Source organism: Aquisalinus luteolus, from assembly GCF_009712425.2.
Lineage (GTDB): Bacteria > Pseudomonadota > Alphaproteobacteria > Caulobacterales > Parvularculaceae > Aquisalinus > Aquisalinus luteolus.
This window is the reverse complement of the sequence record NZ_VCJR02000001.1, coordinates 1,024,224-1,040,801: the sequence shown is the minus strand read 5'-3', so window position 1 is coordinate 1,040,801 and position 16,578 is coordinate 1,024,224. Positions and strand designations below refer to the sequence as shown.

The 16,578-nt window shown below is 58.8% G+C and carries 21 protein-coding genes and 1 pseudogene; 13 read left to right on the top strand and 9 right to left on the bottom strand.

The window, feature by feature from the left end:
- Positions 1-50: 50 nt before the first annotated feature.
- From FF098_RS04780 to FF098_RS04770, 3 genes are all read right to left on the bottom strand, one after another.
- A complete protein-coding gene (locus tag FF098_RS04780; protein ID WP_166426333.1) occupies positions 51-1,199 on the bottom strand; it encodes a UvrD-helicase domain-containing protein in 1,149 nt (382 codons plus the stop codon).
- Positions 1,196-2,830, bottom strand: coding sequence for an ATP-dependent nuclease (locus FF098_RS04775; RefSeq protein ID WP_155138013.1), 1,635 nt, complete (start codon positions 2,828-2,830; stop codon positions 1,196-1,198). The genes FF098_RS04780 and FF098_RS04775 overlap by 4 nt, the downstream gene beginning before the upstream one ends.
- 137 nt (positions 2,831-2,967) lie before the next feature.
- The gene (locus FF098_RS04770; RefSeq protein WP_155138012.1) at positions 2,968-3,414 is read right to left on the bottom strand and encodes a hypothetical protein; all 447 of its coding nucleotides are present in this window, start codon (positions 3,412-3,414) and stop codon (positions 2,968-2,970) included.
- A gap of 8 nt (positions 3,415-3,422) precedes the next feature.
- Here FF098_RS04770 and trbB point away from each other — a divergent pair, with 8 nt between their 5' ends.
- The 8 genes and pseudogenes from trbB (at position 3,423) to FF098_RS04730 (ending at position 7,431) form a co-directional block, all read left to right on the top strand.
- Positions 3,423-4,403, top strand: a complete 981-nt coding sequence (gene trbB / locus FF098_RS04765; protein WP_155138011.1) for a P-type conjugative transfer ATPase TrbB — start codon at positions 3,423-3,425, stop codon at positions 4,401-4,403.
- Positions 4,404-4,415: 12 nt separating this feature from the next.
- Entirely contained in the window at positions 4,416-4,748 is a 333-nt protein-coding gene (locus FF098_RS04760) for a TrbC/VirB2 family type IV secretion system protein (protein ID WP_155138010.1), read from the top strand.
- On the top strand, positions 4,748-5,002 hold the full coding sequence (locus tag FF098_RS04755) for a VirB3 family type IV secretion system protein (RefSeq protein ID WP_084393370.1): 255 nt from the start codon (positions 4,748-4,750) through the stop codon (positions 5,000-5,002). The genes FF098_RS04760 and FF098_RS04755 overlap by 1 nt, the downstream gene beginning before the upstream one ends.
- A 230-nt stretch (positions 5,003-5,232) precedes the next feature.
- A complete protein-coding gene (locus tag FF098_RS17675; RefSeq protein ID WP_308419372.1) occupies positions 5,233-6,165 on the top strand; it encodes a hypothetical protein in 933 nt (310 codons plus the stop codon).
- Positions 6,141-6,356, top strand: a pseudogene (locus tag FF098_RS04745) (TrbI/VirB10 family protein); the annotation flags it as partial. The gene FF098_RS17675 and the pseudogene FF098_RS04745, both read left to right, overlap by 25 nt.
- Positions 6,356-6,592 (top strand): DUF2274 domain-containing protein, encoded by a 237-nt coding sequence (locus FF098_RS04740; protein ID WP_084393364.1) that lies wholly within the window; start codon positions 6,356-6,358, stop codon positions 6,590-6,592. The pseudogene FF098_RS04745 and the gene FF098_RS04740, both read left to right, overlap by 1 nt.
- A 2-nt stretch (positions 6,593-6,594) precedes the next feature.
- On the top strand, positions 6,595-6,906 hold the full coding sequence (locus FF098_RS04735; protein WP_013301538.1) for a DUF736 domain-containing protein: 312 nt from the start codon (positions 6,595-6,597) through the stop codon (positions 6,904-6,906).
- Positions 6,907-7,101: 195 nt separating this feature from the next.
- Positions 7,102-7,431: a recombinase family protein gene (locus tag FF098_RS04730; RefSeq protein WP_155138009.1), complete on the top strand. Its 330-nt coding sequence runs from the start codon at positions 7,102-7,104 to the stop codon at positions 7,429-7,431.
- Here the strand turns inward: FF098_RS04730 and FF098_RS04725 are convergent.
- Positions 7,395-7,787 carry a LysR family transcriptional regulator gene (locus tag FF098_RS04725; protein WP_155138007.1) on the bottom strand — a complete coding sequence of 131 codons (393 nt, stop codon included), beginning with the start codon at positions 7,785-7,787 and terminating at the stop codon, positions 7,395-7,397. The genes FF098_RS04730 and FF098_RS04725 overlap by 37 nt on opposite strands.
- Before the next feature lie 107 nt (positions 7,788-7,894).
- Between FF098_RS04725 and FF098_RS04720 the strand changes: the two genes are divergently transcribed.
- The 4 genes from FF098_RS04720 (at position 7,895) to FF098_RS04705 (ending at position 11,572) form a co-directional block, all read left to right on the top strand.
- A complete protein-coding gene (locus FF098_RS04720) occupies positions 7,895-9,538 on the top strand; it encodes a glutaredoxin domain-containing protein (protein ID WP_166426332.1) in 1,644 nt (547 codons plus the stop codon).
- A 76-nt stretch (positions 9,539-9,614) separates the two neighbouring features.
- Complete coding sequence (locus FF098_RS04715) at positions 9,615-10,088, top strand: hypothetical protein (RefSeq protein WP_155138003.1); 474 nt, start codon at positions 9,615-9,617, stop codon at positions 10,086-10,088.
- 613 nt (positions 10,089-10,701) lie between these two features.
- The gene (locus FF098_RS04710) at positions 10,702-11,010 is read left to right on the top strand and encodes a type II toxin-antitoxin system TacA family antitoxin (RefSeq protein WP_155138001.1); all 309 of its coding nucleotides are present in this window, start codon (positions 10,702-10,704) and stop codon (positions 11,008-11,010) included.
- Positions 11,000-11,572: a GNAT family N-acetyltransferase gene (locus tag FF098_RS04705; protein ID WP_155137999.1), complete on the top strand. Its 573-nt coding sequence runs from the start codon at positions 11,000-11,002 to the stop codon at positions 11,570-11,572. Before FF098_RS04710 ends, FF098_RS04705 begins: the two co-directional genes overlap by 11 nt.
- 425 nt (positions 11,573-11,997) lie before the next feature.
- Here FF098_RS04705 and FF098_RS04700 read toward each other — a convergent pair whose 3' ends face one another.
- The 5 genes from FF098_RS04700 to FF098_RS04680 form a co-directional block, all read right to left on the bottom strand.
- Positions 11,998-12,693, bottom strand: coding sequence for a GSU2403 family nucleotidyltransferase fold protein (locus tag FF098_RS04700; RefSeq protein WP_166426331.1), 696 nt, complete (start codon positions 12,691-12,693; stop codon positions 11,998-12,000).
- The gene (locus FF098_RS18015) at positions 12,668-13,000 is read right to left on the bottom strand and encodes a GSU2403 family nucleotidyltransferase fold protein (RefSeq protein ID WP_155137995.1); all 333 of its coding nucleotides are present in this window, start codon (positions 12,998-13,000) and stop codon (positions 12,668-12,670) included. The genes FF098_RS04700 and FF098_RS18015 overlap by 26 nt, the downstream gene beginning before the upstream one ends.
- Before the next feature lie 248 nt (positions 13,001-13,248).
- Positions 13,249-13,662 carry a hypothetical protein gene (locus FF098_RS04690; protein WP_155137993.1) on the bottom strand — a complete coding sequence of 138 codons (414 nt, stop codon included), beginning with the start codon at positions 13,660-13,662 and terminating at the stop codon, positions 13,249-13,251.
- Position 13,663: 1 nt separating this feature from the next.
- Positions 13,664-15,625: a conjugal transfer protein TraG gene (locus tag FF098_RS04685; protein ID WP_155137990.1), complete on the bottom strand. Its 1,962-nt coding sequence runs from the start codon at positions 15,623-15,625 to the stop codon at positions 13,664-13,666.
- 176 nt (positions 15,626-15,801) lie between these two features.
- Positions 15,802-16,068 (bottom strand): metal-sensitive transcriptional regulator, encoded by a 267-nt coding sequence (locus FF098_RS04680; protein WP_155137988.1) that lies wholly within the window; start codon positions 16,066-16,068, stop codon positions 15,802-15,804.
- Between the two features lie 63 nt (positions 16,069-16,131).
- Between FF098_RS04680 and FF098_RS04675 the strand changes: the two genes are divergently transcribed.
- Entirely contained in the window at positions 16,132-16,545 is a 414-nt protein-coding gene (locus tag FF098_RS04675; RefSeq protein ID WP_155137985.1) for a DUF2946 family protein, read from the top strand.
- The last annotated feature ends 33 nt before the right edge of the window (positions 16,546-16,578 follow it).

Below are 16,578 nucleotides of genomic sequence, written 5' to 3'. Positions count from 1 at the left end.
TCAAAAAATTGAACAGCAATACAAACTAACTTGCGTACATGTACGGGTAGTCAATCTCCCCGTTCGTATAATGCAAATCCTTCTGGAAGCGGTTGGTCATTCCAGTTCATCGCAACGGCCACGCTGTGGCGCGCGCGGGTGAGCGCCACATAGAACTTAGCGCGGCTTTGAGGCTTCAACTGAGTATCAGAGTTCTTTAGCCAGTCACGCATGGGTTTGGTGGGGAGTATCACAACGTGATCAAATCCTCGGCCTTTTGACGCTCCGATATTCATGGCCGGAAAGTTCGGATCCACACCGGCGCTACTGATGTTGTCTCGAAGCTGCATTGGCCTGACTTTCGATAGATAGTGCGCAAAGTCGGCCTTGCGCACGATAAAGAGACCCAAATGCTTTTCAGGAGATGCCCTACAGACGGCACAATCGCATGCGCGACTAACAGGCAATTCGGGATAGAGGCGAGACGATACTACGCACAGTTCTTGATTGTTTCGATGGGAATTTCTCAGCGTCTCCTCGTCAATTTCCACTGAGACTTTTTTCGGAAGCTTTTCGCGCATAAACGCAGATATTCCTCCCTGGGCGTACTGCCGGTGCCGCAACTCATGATGGGTCAAGTACGTAACTTGGCGAGGATCTCCAACCATTAGCAATCGTATTGCGCTGCGAGCAAACACCGCCAAAATGTCGAGATCGTACCCGGCCAAATCCTGAACTTCGTCCACAAAAACATTCGGGAAAATCCGGCTTATTCTGTCGACTACCGCGTCACCGCTAACTTTGTTGCAGCGAATGACCAGTTTGGGAAGTTTGTCAGAATAAACATTTCGCCTTCGGTCGAAATAATACCGATCGAAATCTGCCTCTCCCCAGTAAACGGGCTTCCCCACATTGTTCACGTACTTAAGTCCAGACCGCTGTGCGACAAGCACCATGCCCGCGACCTGATAATTGAACAGCCCACCTTGGAATGGCTTCACACCGTGAGTGATCAAAAAGCTAAACCAAGTCATGATCACTACATTGCTGGGAACACAACCGTGCATCCTAATGAAGCGCTGTCGTATTTCCTCCGCACTTGATTCCGTATACGTTGTAATGAGCACTCGTTCGTCGCCGATCTTCAATGCCTCATTTACAAGAAACGTTGTCTTGCCTGAGCCCGCCGCCGCAACGATAAGCTTATTATCGCCGATCACGGCGCTATCGCCTGCCGAATATAGTCTGGATAGGCGATTGGTGCCTTAGAATTGAAAATGGCCAATGCGCAATCAGTCTTGTTGGCCCGCATATAGAGATGGAGTTCTTCTTCAGTCTCTGCTGATGTGCCAAAGACTGAATTTAGTACTTTGACACTGTTAGCTTTCAAAATCTTTGGTTCCAAAGTGTTGTAATTGAATGGCTTATCTTTGACCCTCAAAGGACCGGTGTCGATTACCGGGTCAAAGCATATTCTAATGAACCCCGAGTCATTGTACGGCTCGTATTTCCGCTGAAGAGCTGCAGAATCGCCGTCGGTGTCGGTGACTACAGAGACAGGGACTTCAAGTGCATTCGCCAACTCCAGAAAGCGAAGGAAGGCAGTTCCGACCGAGATAACCTCAATACCGTCTTGGATAGGAAGTCGACCATCATTTGCGTCCATGTAAGCGCGTTGAACAATCAACTCATCGGAGTCGCCTTCGACGAGAATTACTCTGCTTGCAAGTGTGAGGCGCAAAGTGTCGTACCCGGCTAATTTCTTGAAAAAATCCTTGGCGTCGAGTTCCGAAATTCGAGCTATGGCACCATTGCGAAGCACCAAAAGATTATCGAGGCCAAGCTTATTTGCCACGAAGCTGCTGTGCGTTGATACTATTACTTGTTTCTGTTCACGCTGATCAACAAGGCCAGCTACTAACTCGTTCAACCGCACATGCGATAGATGATTTTCTGCCTCTTCCAACAAGATAGCCGTGGCCTCAGCATTCTTCTTTCCACTAAGAGCGAGTTTCGTTTTTATAGTGCATTGCTCACCCTTTCCAATGTTCTGAAAAGGGATGAGATCTATGTACGTCATCAGACTACTTTCCCACGCAGTCTGTGAAGATAGATCAACCGAAATAGTTACCGCTTTGTCGCTGATGCTAGCGGCTCTAGTAATGCGGTCATTTATTAACTTGACGTTTGGATCGGCGGCAAACTCTTCCTTCAGTTTACGGTGAGCTTGCGAAATCGAGGCCCGCTCGCCCTCCTCAAGCGTATCGCGGATAATCCGAGATACATAAACGTCCGATCCATTCCGGAGGCGTGTATTGGACGAGTCTATTAGCGCCGACTTAATCGGAATACTGCGAGGAGTAATACCCTTCCTAGCGAAGGAGCGCATAGTGGCAGTGTAGAACTCTACGGGTATCGAATTGAGTTCTCCAGCCTTTAACAGTTCCTCATACGGCCCTTTATAATTTTCCTCATCAAATTCTATCTTGTAGACAACGCCACTGCATTTGGCCTTCTCCGAATTTCCATCGCCCTCAAGCTCCGCAAACTCGCTTCCGTTTCCAGCGAAAAACAGCTCAATGGATATTTCAGGAGGCGGCAAAGGCACCGGTGCTTTCAGGCCTTCCAAGTACTTTATTTGTGTTTCGAGGTTGAATAGATAACTCGTCAAGTCGTACTTGATCTGTCGACCGTGCAGCTGGCCTGTCAGGGCCAAGTGTATCGCCTCTAATATTGTTGTCTTGCCCGACTCGTTCTGCCCAACAATGACATTCAATCCGTCCGCCAAACCGAGTGAAAATGTCTGTCCATAGCACTTGAAGTTCGTAATTTTGACTTTGGCGATCTTCATAAGGGCTTCCCGCTGGGCGTGCTTATATTCTGGAGATATTTTCGCACTATAGTTGATAGTATGCGAGTGCCAAATCAGGCAAATTCCGAGCATATGGATGGCCGAAAACACACTCTCCTAGAGAAGATCACAGACCTCTATTCGAACTCGCCGTTCAAAGCCTCGCTGAACCGAACTGCTTCGTCGTGTCGCCTGAACATATAGAGAGCTGTGTCCTCGCCCCTCTCCAGATGACTGTGTGAGCGCCAGTCGGGACCGATATTGGTGTTGAACCAGGCTGCGATGATGTCGAGGCGCTTGCCGAGGCCGAAGGGCGGGATCGGCAGTTCGACATGATGTGGGAAGTCCCGCGCATCCTTCTCGGCCATGAGAACGGATTTGTAACGACCCATAGGCTTCTGCTTATTGTTTGCGTTTTGTTCTTTTTCGCTTTCCGGTTTGCTCTCAATCTCTGCAGCGCGATTTTCGGTGAGTTGCCCCTCTGCGTCCTCGTAGGTCCCGTAGGCGCCTTTCGTGTCCTCCAGCCCCAACTGGGCGGCGCCGTTTGATGCCTTGATGCTTGTCCCATCACCGATGAGGACCACGCCCTGCCATGTCTGCCCTGCCCCAGTCCAGCGAAACCGAGACCCGCCGAACGGCGATGCTCCGCACGGCCTTTGACGGGCCGGTTGGCGCCGCACTGGCAGCACCTGACACGATCGAGATCCTCGCCAATCCCGACGGATCGGTCTGGGTCGAGAAGGCAGGCTTTGGTCTGCAGCGGGCTGCGGAGACTCTAGGCCGCGCCGAGCGCGAGCGGATCATCCGGCTGGTCGCTTCCTCCGTCGGTGAGGCCTGCGACCGGGCCTCACCCATTGTGTCGGCCGAACTGCCAGGCTCCGGCGAACGGTTCGAAGGCATCCTGCCGCCCGTCTCGGAAGCGCCCTGCTTTGCCATCCGCAAACCGGCTGGTCAGCCTATCGCGCTCGATACCTATGTCGAGACCGGTGCGCTGACGCCGGCGCTGTGTGTCGCGCTCAGGCAGGCGCTGGAAGACCGGCTTAACATTGTTGTCGCGGGCGGAACCTCGTCGGGCAAGACGACCTTCACCAATGCGCTCCTGTCTGAGCCCGCTCTGGCAGACGACCGGATTGTCATCCTGGAGGACACCCGCGAACTCCGTTGCTCAGCAGAGGACGTGACTCAGCTCAGGACGCACCGGTCCGGCATCACACTCCGCGATCTCGTGCGCTCAACCATGCGGCTCCGACCTGACCGGATCATCGTCGGCGAGGTGCGCGGCGGCGAGGCGCTCGATCTCCTCAAGGCCTGGAATACCGGCCATCCAGGCGGAATCACCACGCTTCATGCAAACTCAGCCTCCGGCGCACTCACGCGGCTCGAACAGCTGGTCGAGGAAGCGACGACTGCCCTTCCCCATGCCCTGATTGGCGAAGCGGTCGACGTGGTCGTCTTCATGTCCCGCGCGAGCGGCGCGCGCCGCGTCGAGCAGGCACTCCGGATTACCGGCTTTGACGGCGCCGAATACCGGACCGAGCCGCTGGCTGCCCCTTTTCTCAACATTGTCAATTAAGGAGACCGACCGATGTTCTACGACCAGATAAAGGCCCTCAACCGATCGCTTCACGCCGGCGGACTGCTGGCTTCGGTGAGCGTGTTATCGCTCCCCGCCCATGCCGCGGGCACGGGCATGCCCTGGGAAGGCCCACTCGACCAGATCCTGCAATCGATCGAAGGCCCTGTCGCCCGGATTGTCGCGGTGATCATCATCACGCTGACCGGGCTGACGCTCGCATTCGGCGAGACCTCTGGCGGATTCCGCAAACTGATCCAGATCGTGTTCGGCCTGTCGATCGCCTTTGCGGCCACATCGTTCTTCCTGACCTTCTTCAGCTTCTGCGGCGGCGCGGTGCTCTGATGCTCGATGGCTACGAGATCCCCCTCCACCGCTCGCTCGCCGAACCCATCCTGATGGCCGGCGCGCCACGTTCGGCCGCCATCGCCATCGGGACCCTCGCGGCAGCTTTGGCCCTCGGCCTCCGGCTCTGGATACCGGGGCTTGTGGTCTGGGTGGCGGGACACTCGCTAGCCGTCCTCATGGCCCGGTCCGATCCGGATTTTCTCCCCGTCGCAATCCGGTCTGCCCGTCACAAGGAACATCTTTCATGCTGAACCTTTCCGAATACGCGGCGAAACCGGCACACCTCTCAGACTACCTCCCCTGGGCGTGCCTCGTCGCGCCGGGCGTCGTCCTCAACAAGGACGGCGCCTTCTAGGCAAGCTTCCGCTATCGGGGCCCCGACCTTGAAAGCTCGACAGAAGCCGAACTCGTTGCAGTCACTGCACGGGTCAACAATGTTCTCCGCCGGTTCGGGTCCGGCTGGGCGCTCGTCTTCGAAGCGGTGCGGGCGGAAGCCGTATCGCTAGAGGAAAGCTCTTTTGAATGCCCGGCAGCCTGGCTGATTGAGCAGGAACGACGCGCAGCCGCCGAAGAGACCGGCGCCCAGTTCGAGAGCGCCTATTATCTCACTCTGCTCTGGCTCCCGCCGGCCGATGCGACGGGCCGGGCCGAGAAGGCGCTGATCGAGCGGCCCGAGAAGCGGGATGGTGAGGACTGGCGCCAGCGGCTCGAACATTTCCAGACACGCGCCGCGCAGACGCTCGATCTTCTTGCGACGGCCCTGGATGAGATCCATCCGCTCTCGGACGAAGAGACGCTCACCTATCTCCATGCCTGTATATCGTCGAAACGGCACAACGTGTCGGTTCCGGAACTGCCAGTTTTTCTCGATGCGGTGCTCGCCGATGAAAGCTTTGCAGGCGGGCTGGAGCCGCGGATTGGCGAGGCGCACCTCGCGACGCTGACCTTGCTGGGCTTTCCGGCCTCGACACTGCCCGGCATGCTGGATGAACTCAACCGGCTTGGCTTCGCCTATCGCTGGACAACGCGATACATCGCGATGGACAAGGCCGAGGCCGAAAAGCTCCTCGCCAAGAAGCGGCGACACTGGTTTGCGAAGCGGAAATCCGTCGGCGCGGTCCTGCGGGAGACACTGTTCAACGAACAGGCCGCACTTCTCGACAATGATGCCGACAACAAGGCCGCCGATGCCGATGCAGCGCTGCAGGAACTCGGCTCGGATCTTGTCTCCTATGGCTATGTCACGACCACGCTGACCTTGATGGGGTCCTCGCGTGAAGAAGTCGAAGAGCGCACACGCGCCGTGGAGCGCGTGATCAATGGGCGCGGGTTTCTGACCGCACAGACCATCACTGGGACCGGGTATTTGTCGCCGCTGGTCTTGCGACCGTTCTCGGCATCGGCGCGGAACTAGGATCAGACGAGGATGATATCGAACGTGCCATACGGCGCGGGTTCGGCGACAGCGTGTCTGAGGCCGGGGAGCGCGTCGTTGATCGCAACCTCGGCATCCAGCCGACCCTTCGTATCCGGCCCGGCTGGCCGGTGCGGGTCATCGTGACGCGTGATCTCGTGCTGCGGCCTTATTCTCAGGGAGGCCGCTGATGAGCCTTCGCATTGCCCAACTGCCGGATCGCACGCCGGTCAAACTGACCCTCTCTGTTGAACCCGATCTCGCGTCCGCGCTTGCCGACTATGCGGCGATCTATGCCGAGACCTATGGCGCCGAAGAGAAACCCGAAACCCTGGTTCCTGTCATGCTGGAAACCTTCCTCGCATCGGATGCCGGGTTCAAGCGGGCCCGCAAGGCCCTTCATGCCAGAGCCAGCAAAGGAGAATAGCAATGGCGACAATTGGCACCTTCAGCCAGAAGGATGGCAAATGGACCGGGACGATCCGGACCATGACAATCAATGTGAAAGCCCAGATGGTCCCGGTGACCGAGAAAGCCGAAGGCGGCCCGGACTACCGGATCTTCGCCGGAGGCGCAGAACTCGGCGCCGCTTGGCGCGAGGAAAGCAAGGATGGCGAAACTCCATACCTGGCCGTCAAGCTGGATGATCCGGGGTTCGAGAAGCCACTGAGAGCTGCCTTTTTCGAGAAGGAAGAAGATGGCAGCGGCGTGCTGGTCTGGAACCGTCAGAAGCTGAACTAGATCAGCTTCTGCCTATCGGACCGTGAACCGCAAATACCCCAAACTCGTGTCTCGCGGTCGCCTTCCAAAGGCGATCGCGAAGCCAACTGAACCTCCCGAGGACGAATTTTCTGGGGAAATAGCCCCATCTTGGGCGATTGATCTCGCCGAAGCGCTTGCGCGATATCATGCGAGGTTGGCATATCGGAAAGGGTCATGACCCTAAAAGCCGCCATCTACGCCCGCTACTCGTCGGACCTTCAGTCTATTCGTTCAATCGAAGACCAGATTGCTCTTTGCCGACAACACCTAGAACAGAAATCCTGGACCGAAACCGTCGTCTATTCAGACCGCGCGATCTCGGGCGGCGCAATGGTTACGCGCCCCGGAATACAGGATCTGATTAGGGGCGCCGCGAACGGTCACTTCAATGTCGTTGTATCAGAGGCGCTCGACCGCATTTCCCGCGACCAAGCCGACACAGCCACAATCTACAAGATCCTCGCCTTTCACGGCGTGTCGATCGTCACGCTTACCGCCGGATAGCGCTCGGCAAGCCTGGCGAGCACGGGCGCAAGCAGCTTCTGTCCCGAAAGCGCGCTGGCCGCGATGCGCAAGCGTCCGCTCGGTTCGCTCTGCCCAATGCGCACGGCTTCCTCAGCCGTCGATAAAAGCGTGAGCGCCTTTTCGGCAGCGGGCAAGAGGCTTTCCCCAAGGGGCGTCAAGCGCAGCCCCCGCCCCACGCGGTCAAACAACGGCGCCCCTGCGGCAGTCTCGAGTCTGTGCAGGGCGCGCGAGAGGGTCGCCTTGGGCACGCCGAAGCGGCGCGCGGCCGGGCTCAGCCCGCCGGCGCTCGCGATAAGCCCGAAGCCGTGAAGATCGGTCAGATTGAAGTCGCTCACAATTATCGTTCCGTTTTCCGAACGCTGTGTTCAAGAATGATCGGTTTTCGGTCCGTCTGTCCAGAGTCATCCTGTAGCCAATGACAGCAAATGGATGGAGACGCGCGATGAGCGAGAATCTGCAAATTTTCACCAAGCCGGACTGCCCGTATTGCACTGGCGCCAAGCAGACTCTGGCGCGCGCCGGCATCGACTATGAAGAGCGGGATGTGAGCGCATCGCAGCGGGCCAGCGATCTCAGCATCTATTTATCCGGCGTCTCGACCGTACCGCAGGCCTTTGCCGGCGAGATACATATCAACGGCTATCGCGATCTTGCCGCACTCGACGCAGCCGGTCGGCTCGCACCGCTCATAGAAACCGCGACCGGCGCAATCGATACGGACGATCTTTCCAACGTGGCCATCGCCCGGGGTGCCGAGGATATCCCTCTCAAGGATCATATACCGGAGAGTGACGGGACGCATACGGAAGACCCGGAACAATGGGCAATACTGCGTTTCTACAAGGATTTTTTCGGTTTCTGGCCCAACTGCTTTTACTTTCAGCATCATTGGCCGGAAAGCTACAAGCACTTCGTATATGCCCATAATGTCGGGGCCATCGGGATGGGCCGGCAAATATTGGGCGAGCCGGTGATGATGGCCACCGGCTTTGCCGCGTCGCAGGCGTCCGGGTGCAATTACTGCCAGGTCCATATGACCGCCGCCGCCGGCGAAAAATCGCTCGGCATGCCAAAGCTGATCGAGGCGGCGCGGCAGGGGCGCGCGGAGCATGCATCGCCGATCGGTCCCTTCGAAGCAGCGCTGGCCGACCTTGCCGCGGCCGCGACGACGAATACAGTCACCGAAGACGTGCTTGCGCGTGTGCGCGCGCATGACACCGAAAAGCGCGTCTCGCATGATGATATCGAGGCCAATATTACCGGCACGGCAATGATTGCCTCGGCCTTCGGCTTCCTCAACACGTTCAACGACCTGACCGGTGTCGACATCGAAGCGGAATGGGCAAGTCAATCCGCCGAGAAAGCGGGCATCGAAGCCGGCCGTCACGGGGTGAGCGAAGATCGCGCCTTGAACAATCTCGATCACGCCCTGCGCGACGGGGGGCCCTCTATCGAGGAGATGATCGCCGACTATGACCGGACCGTGGCAGAGGCAGGTGGGCCGGCGGCTTATGCCGAGCGTGAACTCGGGCTGTTTCCCGACTGGATGCGTCTATGGCCGGAACCTCTGCGGGCGCGTCACGTCCTCTTCTATGCCGAGATGATGCAGGATCGCGCGCATTCGCCGATCGCCTCCGACCTCAAGCATCTGATGGCGCGCGTCTGCGCCATCGCCAGGGGCCATGATTATCTGGCTGCGGTCGAGGGGTTTCTTGCCTTCAAGGCAACCGGCGACGATCCGGCAGCTATAGACCGTGTACGCTATTGTTTTGATGCCGCCAAAGCGCGCCCGGCAGGATCCGGCTTTTTCACCCAGAAAGAACGCGCCGCCCTGACCGTCGCCTGGCTCGCCGGTCAGGCGCCGATCACGACACCCCGCCGGTTCATCCAGCCAGCAATCGACCACTGGTCCCCGATCGAACTCGTTCATCTGTTCAGCATATGCGGCATCGCCAACCTCGTGCAGCGTTTCTCGGCCATCGCCGGGCCTCAAATGGAACCCCCCGTGCGCGCTTTTCTGGCGCGGCACGACTTGTCTTCAGATACGCTCGCCCTGCGCTATCCGATGCCCGGCGAGCGCCGCTAGTCTAGGCGGGGCGACAGCCTCGCCTCATCGAGCTCCTGCCGCCAGGGAGACTCATTTCACAAAAGGCCCTTCCTTTATGATCGATACTATTTCAGCGCTCGCCACAGCCTGCTTTGCTTTCGCCTGCGGCATATTCCTGACATTGTCCTATATTGAAAGTCCGGTTCGGGCCGTCATGGGCAATCCGATGACCCGCACCGTGCCGGATGAAAAGGCACGGACCATCCACGCGACATTGAACCGCCTGATCCGGCTCCTGCCGCCGACGATGATGACCACGATGGGGACCGGGACGATATTGCTGGTCGCGCAAGCCTGGCAGCTCGACTTTGCCTGGGAGCCGCTCACCGTACTGATCGTTCTGTTACTATGTCTCGGTTACATGTTAAGCCGACTCTTCGGGCGTATCGAGGCCGTAAAAGACTATCCTTCCGACGGCGATATCGAGATCGTCCGTGAGGGCCTCGGCAAGCTTGCCGCCCTTCATCATGTCGGTCTGGTCTCGTCGGCGCTCACCCTCTTGCTGCAGGTCACGCTCGTTTGCGCGTGACTGCACAGCCATGCCCTTGACCCGGCAAGGGGCAGACTCATGCCGTCTGCAACGCCCTCCTCGTATTCGTCTGTATAACGATCTGAAAAGCCGTAGCGGTTCGCAGATCCAGCCTCTCGATACGAACATATCCGCGCCGCACGGGACGGGGCAATAACACCCACTTCAATCATCGTATCAGTCCCAAGAGACAAGATCGTCTTTGGAAATGATCATTCCTCCTGGATAAGCGACAAAGGCAATTTGGCCGACCCGATCTTTCAGGACGACCAAATCACGCTTTTCGAGTGCGGGAGATCTCTCCGACCGTCTTGAGTGTAGGAGAAACAGATCGCTCGCCAGCCGATACCTCCCTTACCCGGAAATTCGCGTCATAGACATAATCCGCCCCGCAGCGCCGGCGATCCACCGAAATACGATGGCAGGGCCCGGCCTGCTGCGCGGCCTTGCCGTCCCAAACTCGCCTGGCGCTGCGGCAGATCCATCCGGCCCCTGCAATACGTCTTTCCATCCCCACTCTTGCCGCCCCCGCAGGCATGTCGCGCTCGACTTGCCGACGGATATTGACATGTAATGCATACCGCACCACATTATGCAGGAAAGGAGTCCCGCCATGCTGGACCTGCCGATGAATGATCCCGATGAGGGCAAACAGACCCGTACCACCCAAATCCGCCATGGCGACAGCCTGGGCGAGTTGATCACGCGCGCCGCCGCCTCGCTTGGCGTCGACAAGTCGGTTTTCCTTCGCACCGCCATTGCCCGGGAAGCGTCCCGTGTGCTCGAGGCGGGATCGCGTCATGTGCTGACGCCCGAGGATTCCGCGCGCTTTGCCGCCGCGCTCGATACGCCACCGGCTCCGACGCCGCGGGCGCGCGCCGCGGCAAAGGCCTATCGCCGGCGCGTCGTGCATGCCGACTGACACCGGCGATCTGCGCATCGAAGTCCTTGATCCGGCGCGGCATGACCGCGCCGGATTTTCGTGTGGCGTGGAGCGCCTCGACAATTATCTGAAACTGTCCGCCAAGAAGCAGCAGAAGGACGACATGACCAGGGTCTATGTCGCTCTTGAGGATGGCCAGACCACGATCCTCGGTTATCACGCTATCAATCTGGGTATGATGAATGTCGATGCGCTTTCCAGACGCCCGCGCGGCGCGCCCGACCACGGGGAATTGCCGATCCTGTTTCTCGGCCAGGTCGCTGTCAGTGAAACCGCGCAGGGCCAGGGAATCGGTTCGATCCTGATGCATCATGTATTCGAGAAGGCCTACAGGATCGCCGGGCAAGCCGGCTGTTTCGCAATCGTGCTGGATGTCATGGCCGATGGCGGCGAGACGATCTTCCAGCGCCGGAAGAGCTGGTATGAGGCATTCGGTTTCCAGTCCTTTGCCAGCAATCCCGCGCGCATGTTCATGACCATGAAACAGGTGCGCGCGATTCTCGGCGAACAGCCGGATGGGGCACTGGATGACGATGCCTGACGGAGCGACGCCGCCAGCGCCTCGGCGATCAGACATGCGGCGAATCGGACAGGACCCCGGCTTCGTCGATGATGCCGACCGTCTCATTGCCTCTCACTATGTCGGACCTTCCGCAGACCAGGCTGCTTGCCCGCAATATCTCTGACTTCTGTCGTCTCAGCGTGGATCCCAAGCTGCCCCCGGAGGACGCCATGCGGATCAGGCACTATCTCCTCGGCCTGATTTCCAGGTCGCACCCGTCAAAAGAATAAATACGCTATTCCTTTCATTACAAAGGGTTAGATAGAGAATAGTGCGGGATTAGCTGGAATTCTTCGCGATCTCCGCGACGTGTCCACGCAAGGCATAGCCGCTCTCATTTCGACAAAAGAACAACGCGCGAGGGATATACATCCAACTCTATCGAATATCTCAATCTGGTTTTGTCAGTCAGTTTTGGCGTTGCCTGGATAAGCTGTACTCAGCATTTCCACGAACTTGTCCTTATGCTCATTGCCCAATCGCTCCGCCCCCGTCTTAAGTCTCTTTCGCCAATTTGGCCCGCGCGCGGCAGCTTCGACTATTGCGTCGTGAAGGTCGGCGCTGCGGCGTTTCAAAATCAAAGTGTCAATCAGCATGCCCGACTGAGCAATGTCCTTGTCCGCCTTGGCTGCGCTTTCCCCTGAGTCCTTGCGCATTGTCGAAACAATCAACTTGTGGACAGCGTATCGCTCAGGCGCAGGCACATTGACGAGCGTGCCATAGCGCGAGAGCGCCGCCACCTCGATCGTCTCGCGCAAAAGATAATCAAGGAAACGGAAGGCGGCGGCGTCGGACTTCAGGCTTGGTAAATTGACGGGTGCATCGCGATTGGCGCCGCGATTTGTCGTCAGGACATCCACTCTGAAACCACCCGGTCGGGTGTAGGCCGTGTCGACATTCGGTGCGGCAAGCGAAGGAACGGGTCGAAATTCGGCGTCGACAGATTTCAGGACATCGATGAGCGGCGCTGTGATCGATTCATTGAGCGCAACCGATATGCCATAATCCTGCGCAAGATCGATATCGCCAGTGCGGATAGCGGCACCAGGGAGTTTTACGCCAAGCAAGCCGGCATTAAGTCTGAAACGCGACAGTTCCAACAAGGACGCCGCGCAGCCGAAACACGCCGGCGGCGGCGAGCGCCTCGATTATCGCGCCTGTCAAACCGTCGGGCTCCGGCAAACCCGCCGCTTTCAATGCACGGATGATGGCTTTCCCGGCTATTGGCGTCGGTTTTCGCCCTTTGGCCGTCTTCGATCGCTTTGCGGCGCTCAGGCGTATCGGTGCCAAGGTAGCGTTCAGCCGGCCGGCCGGCTGGGCCGGTCGGCTCCTGAATGTACCAATAAACCTTGCCTGAAATCGTGCGCTTTCTGAAGGTAGAGCCCTTCGGAAAATCGGACGCCGCATCGATACGCAGTTGATCGATCAACTCTGCATAGCTGGTCTGAATGACAAGAGGCAGTTCTGAAATCGGCATTTACCGGCAAAATAAAGAAATGCCGGTAAATTTCAAGTGGCAATTCGCCTATCCGGTAGACAGACTCGCCTCTTCGGAAAGCCGGTCTCGCCTAGCGTATTGTAGCACGATTACCTGATCCCGGTATGGAACGACGTGCTGATGAACCCGAAACTCGGTCCTCTGAGAAATGCGATGGTCAACCTGCCGCCCTGTCGGATCCCTCAAGCCTGGCCGCGACGCCCCGTTCGTTTCCCAGCTTTCTTGCCACCTGCCGGATGAAGTGATCGAACCGCCGCTGGCCGAGCGCGTGTGCGGCATCGCGCTCGCCTTCCGGGATAGGCTCGGTGCGCGTCAGCCAGTAAAGGACGAACTGCGCCAGCGTCTCCAGACACAGCGCGGTATCTCGCTCGATCTCGCCCTGCCGGCGATCGAAGGCATCCATCCGGCGCAGCAGGCGTTCCTCGAGGACCAGATTGGCCTCCGGGTCGAAAAACCGGCCAAGCGCGTCCTCGACGATCTGCGTCTTGGTGACCCCTTCCCCAGATGCTCGTCGTTCCAGCTCGGCATGCAGCTTCCAGGAGAGACGAAGATTGACGCGCGGCTTTCCCATGTCAGAAATCCGGCAATGTGTCCGGATCGGCAAGATCGAGCGCCGCGGCGCGCCGGACCGTCTCCAGCTCCTGGTCGCCCGGCGCATCGCCGGCATCCTCGATCTCCATTTCAGGCGCTGGCGGCTCATTCTCCACCAACTCCTGATCGGGCGAATCCAGCTCCGGCACGATCTGTCTGCCGCCTTCATCGACAGCTCCCCGCCTCGCAGCGGACTGCTCTCCATCAGCACCGAGACGATTGTTCCAGTCGCCGATGACAGCCGGCAGCCCAAGCACCCTGCCCGCCTCCGGCAGCATACGGGCCGTGAAATTCGCGTCCTCGAAATAGCGCAGCTTCTTTGCCAGGATCGGCGGGGTCCCGGAGACCATCACCACTTCCTCGCCGGGCGCCATCTGCATGATTTCGCCCGGCGTCATCAGGGCCCGCTGGGTTTCCTGGCGCGAGACCATCATGTGGGAGAGCCAGGGCGCCAGCCGGTGGCCGGTATAGTTCTTCTGCGAACGCAATTCGGTCTTGGCCCCGAGCGCGTCGGAAATCCGCCTCGCCGTGCGCTCGTCGTTGGTGGCAAAGGCGATACGCAGATGACAATTGTCGAGGATCGCATTGTTGGGCCCATAGGCCTTCTCGATCTGGTTCAGCGACTGGGCGATCAGATAGGCCCGCACGCCATAGCCCGCCATGAAGGCGAGCGCGCTCTCGAAGAAATCGAGCCGCCCCAGCGCCGGAAATTCATCGAGCATCAGGAGGAGCCGGCGCCGCTTCCCGTCCGGCAGTGCTTCGGTCAGCCGGCGCCCGATCTGGTTGAGGATCAGCCGGATGAGCGGCCTGGTACGCGACAGGTCGGATGGCGGCACCACCAGATAGAGCGAGACGGGCCGTGCCGCGCCGACAAGATCCGTGATGCGCCAGTCGCTTGCCGAAGTGACCGCGGCGACCACTGGATCGCGATAGAGGGACAGAAAGCTGAGTGCCGTGGACAAGACGCCGGACCGTTCATTGTCCGCCTTGTTGAGAAGCTCGCGCGCCGCCTGCGCGACGACGGGATGAACCTCTCTCGCACCATCGGGCCCGCGCAGATGGCGGGTCTTCAGCATGCGCCCCAGCGTCTTCTCGAAGGGACGCGAGGGGTCGGACAGGAAGCGCGCGCAGCCGGCAAGGGTCTTGTCGTCCTCGGCATACAGAACATGCAGGATGACACCGACCAGCAAGGCGTGGCCGGTTTTCTCCCAATGGCTGCGCCGTTCGAGCGAGCCTTCCGGGTCGACGAGGATATCGGCGATGTTCTGGACATCGCGCACCTCGCCCGGCCCTTTTCGCACTTCCATCAGCGGATTGAATCGCGGCGAGGCCGTATCGGTCGGATCGAACCTGATGCAGGCCGAAAAGCGCGAGCGCCAGCCGGAGGTCAACGTCCAGTTCTCGCCCTTGATATCGTGGATGACCGCACTGCCGGTCCAGGACAGGAGTGTGGGGACCACGAGCCCGACCCCCTTGCCTGACCGTGTCGGGGCGAAGGCGAGCACATGATCGGGTCCGTCATGGCGCAGATAGCGCCCCTTCCAGCGTCCCAGAAAGACGCCGTCAGAGCCCAGCAGCCCGGCCTTCTCGATGTCGCGCCTTTCTGCCCAGCGCGCCGAGCCATAGGTGGTGACCCGCCGCTCCCAGCGCGAGCGCCACAGCGAGCCCAGAACCGCCGCGAGTATACCGAGCAGACCACCGCTCGCCGCGATCGACCCGCCACGCGCGAACACACCCGGCGCATAGGCTTCATAGGCATACCACCACTGGAACAATCGCCAGGGCCGATAGACCGGCCGGCCTTCCAGCACGAACCATGGCCGCCCGAGCCCGGGCTGATAGGCCAGCTCATGGGCCACCCATTGGGTCGCGCCCCATAGTGTCAGCACAATGATGAAGAGGACGATCAGGAACTGGCCGATTAGGATCCTGGATGGTGACATGAGCGCTGGCTCCGAAAACAAGTGCTCCAGTCTCTCGCACCGCCTCGTCCTGAACCAGTGTGCATGGCGGCAAATGGCGGCTTGCTCGGGATCGATAAACCGCAAAGCAGAACCTGGTCTTCCTTGGAACCAGCAGGAAAAATATCGCTGGCAGAAAAATGCCGCGGCAACGGCGATTAGCGCTTGAGCTTGTCGAAAAGGTCGATGAGTTCGGATACCTTTTCCCGCTGTTCATCGGCATTGCCGGAAGCTATTGTATCATCCACGCAATGGGCGGCGTGATCTTTCAAAATATCACTTTCGGCCCGCGCCAAGGCAGCTTTGACTGCTTGCATCTGGTGCAGGATATCGATGCAGTAGCGGTCTTCCTCCAGCATCTTCGTTATGCCACGGACCTGCCCTTCGATCCGCTTTAGTTTGGTGATCGTACGCTGTGATTTCATCGAGTTGACCTTATACCGGGAGGGGGTATATCATTCGAAGGTGCAAGGAGCGTCAAGCACCTGATGAAAAACGTCGGCCAGCGAATTCTGATTGCGATAGTCGCGCTAATTCTCGGGATCGGTCAGGCCTGTGCGTGCCTGTCACATGCCGATGGCTCAACTAGCGACAACTCGGCCCAGTCAAATGCTGACCATTCGGCGCATGGCGGCCATCATGGCGTAATGAATGCCGATCATGCGAAGACACAGCCTGGTGATGAGCCTTGTGGGCATTGCGTGGCGGTTGCTGCCGGTGCCGTTCAGGCGAACCTAACTACCCCTGTATTGACCACGCCACCGGCAACGGCGATCCTTGTGAGTAAGGTGGGCCCTTTGGTCCCGCATTGTTATCATATCCTGCGTCATTATCGTGCGCTGAACTGGCTTGACCCTCCGGCAGATACTCCAGTCTCCCTGAAAATCGTCATGCGTGATTAGGCAACGTTGATCCGAAGTGTCGCGCTTCGGGTC

What these genes read in the sequence shown, in the direction of transcription:
- FF098_RS04775 (WP_155138013.1), bottom strand. Translation starts at nt 2,830, where the DNA reads ATGAAGATCGCCAAAGTCAAAATTACGAACTTCAAGTGCTATGGACAG.
- trbB (WP_155138011.1), top strand. Translation starts at nt 3,423, where the DNA reads ATGTCTGCCCTGCCCCAGTCCAGCGAAACCGAGACCCGCCGAACGGCG.
- FF098_RS04760 (WP_155138010.1), top strand. Translation starts at nt 4,416, where the DNA reads ATGTTCTACGACCAGATAAAGGCCCTCAACCGATCGCTTCACGCCGGC.
- FF098_RS04755 (WP_084393370.1), top strand. Translation starts at nt 4,748, where the DNA reads ATGCTCGATGGCTACGAGATCCCCCTCCACCGCTCGCTCGCCGAACCC.
- FF098_RS04740 (WP_084393364.1), top strand. Translation starts at nt 6,356, where the DNA reads ATGAGCCTTCGCATTGCCCAACTGCCGGATCGCACGCCGGTCAAACTG.
- FF098_RS04735 (WP_013301538.1), top strand. Translation starts at nt 6,595, where the DNA reads ATGGCGACAATTGGCACCTTCAGCCAGAAGGATGGCAAATGGACCGGG.
- FF098_RS04730 (WP_155138009.1), top strand. Translation starts at nt 7,102, where the DNA reads ATGACCCTAAAAGCCGCCATCTACGCCCGCTACTCGTCGGACCTTCAG.
- FF098_RS04720 (WP_166426332.1), top strand. Translation starts at nt 7,895, where the DNA reads ATGAGCGAGAATCTGCAAATTTTCACCAAGCCGGACTGCCCGTATTGC.
- FF098_RS04715 (WP_155138003.1), top strand. Translation starts at nt 9,615, where the DNA reads ATGATCGATACTATTTCAGCGCTCGCCACAGCCTGCTTTGCTTTCGCC.
- FF098_RS04710 (WP_155138001.1), top strand. Translation starts at nt 10,702, where the DNA reads ATGCTGGACCTGCCGATGAATGATCCCGATGAGGGCAAACAGACCCGT.
- FF098_RS04705 (WP_155137999.1), top strand. Translation starts at nt 11,000, where the DNA reads ATGCCGACTGACACCGGCGATCTGCGCATCGAAGTCCTTGATCCGGCG.
- FF098_RS18015 (WP_155137995.1), bottom strand. Translation starts at nt 13,000, where the DNA reads ATGCGGCGTCCGATTTTCCGAAGGGCTCTACCTTCAGAAAGCGCACGA.
- FF098_RS04690 (WP_155137993.1), bottom strand. Translation starts at nt 13,662, where the DNA reads ATGGGAAAGCCGCGCGTCAATCTTCGTCTCTCCTGGAAGCTGCATGCC.
- FF098_RS04685 (WP_155137990.1), bottom strand. Translation starts at nt 15,625, where the DNA reads ATGTCACCATCCAGGATCCTAATCGGCCAGTTCCTGATCGTCCTCTTC.
- FF098_RS04680 (WP_155137988.1), bottom strand. Translation starts at nt 16,068, where the DNA reads ATGAAATCACAGCGTACGATCACCAAACTAAAGCGGATCGAAGGGCAG.
- FF098_RS04675 (WP_155137985.1), top strand. Translation starts at nt 16,132, where the DNA reads ATGAAAAACGTCGGCCAGCGAATTCTGATTGCGATAGTCGCGCTAATT.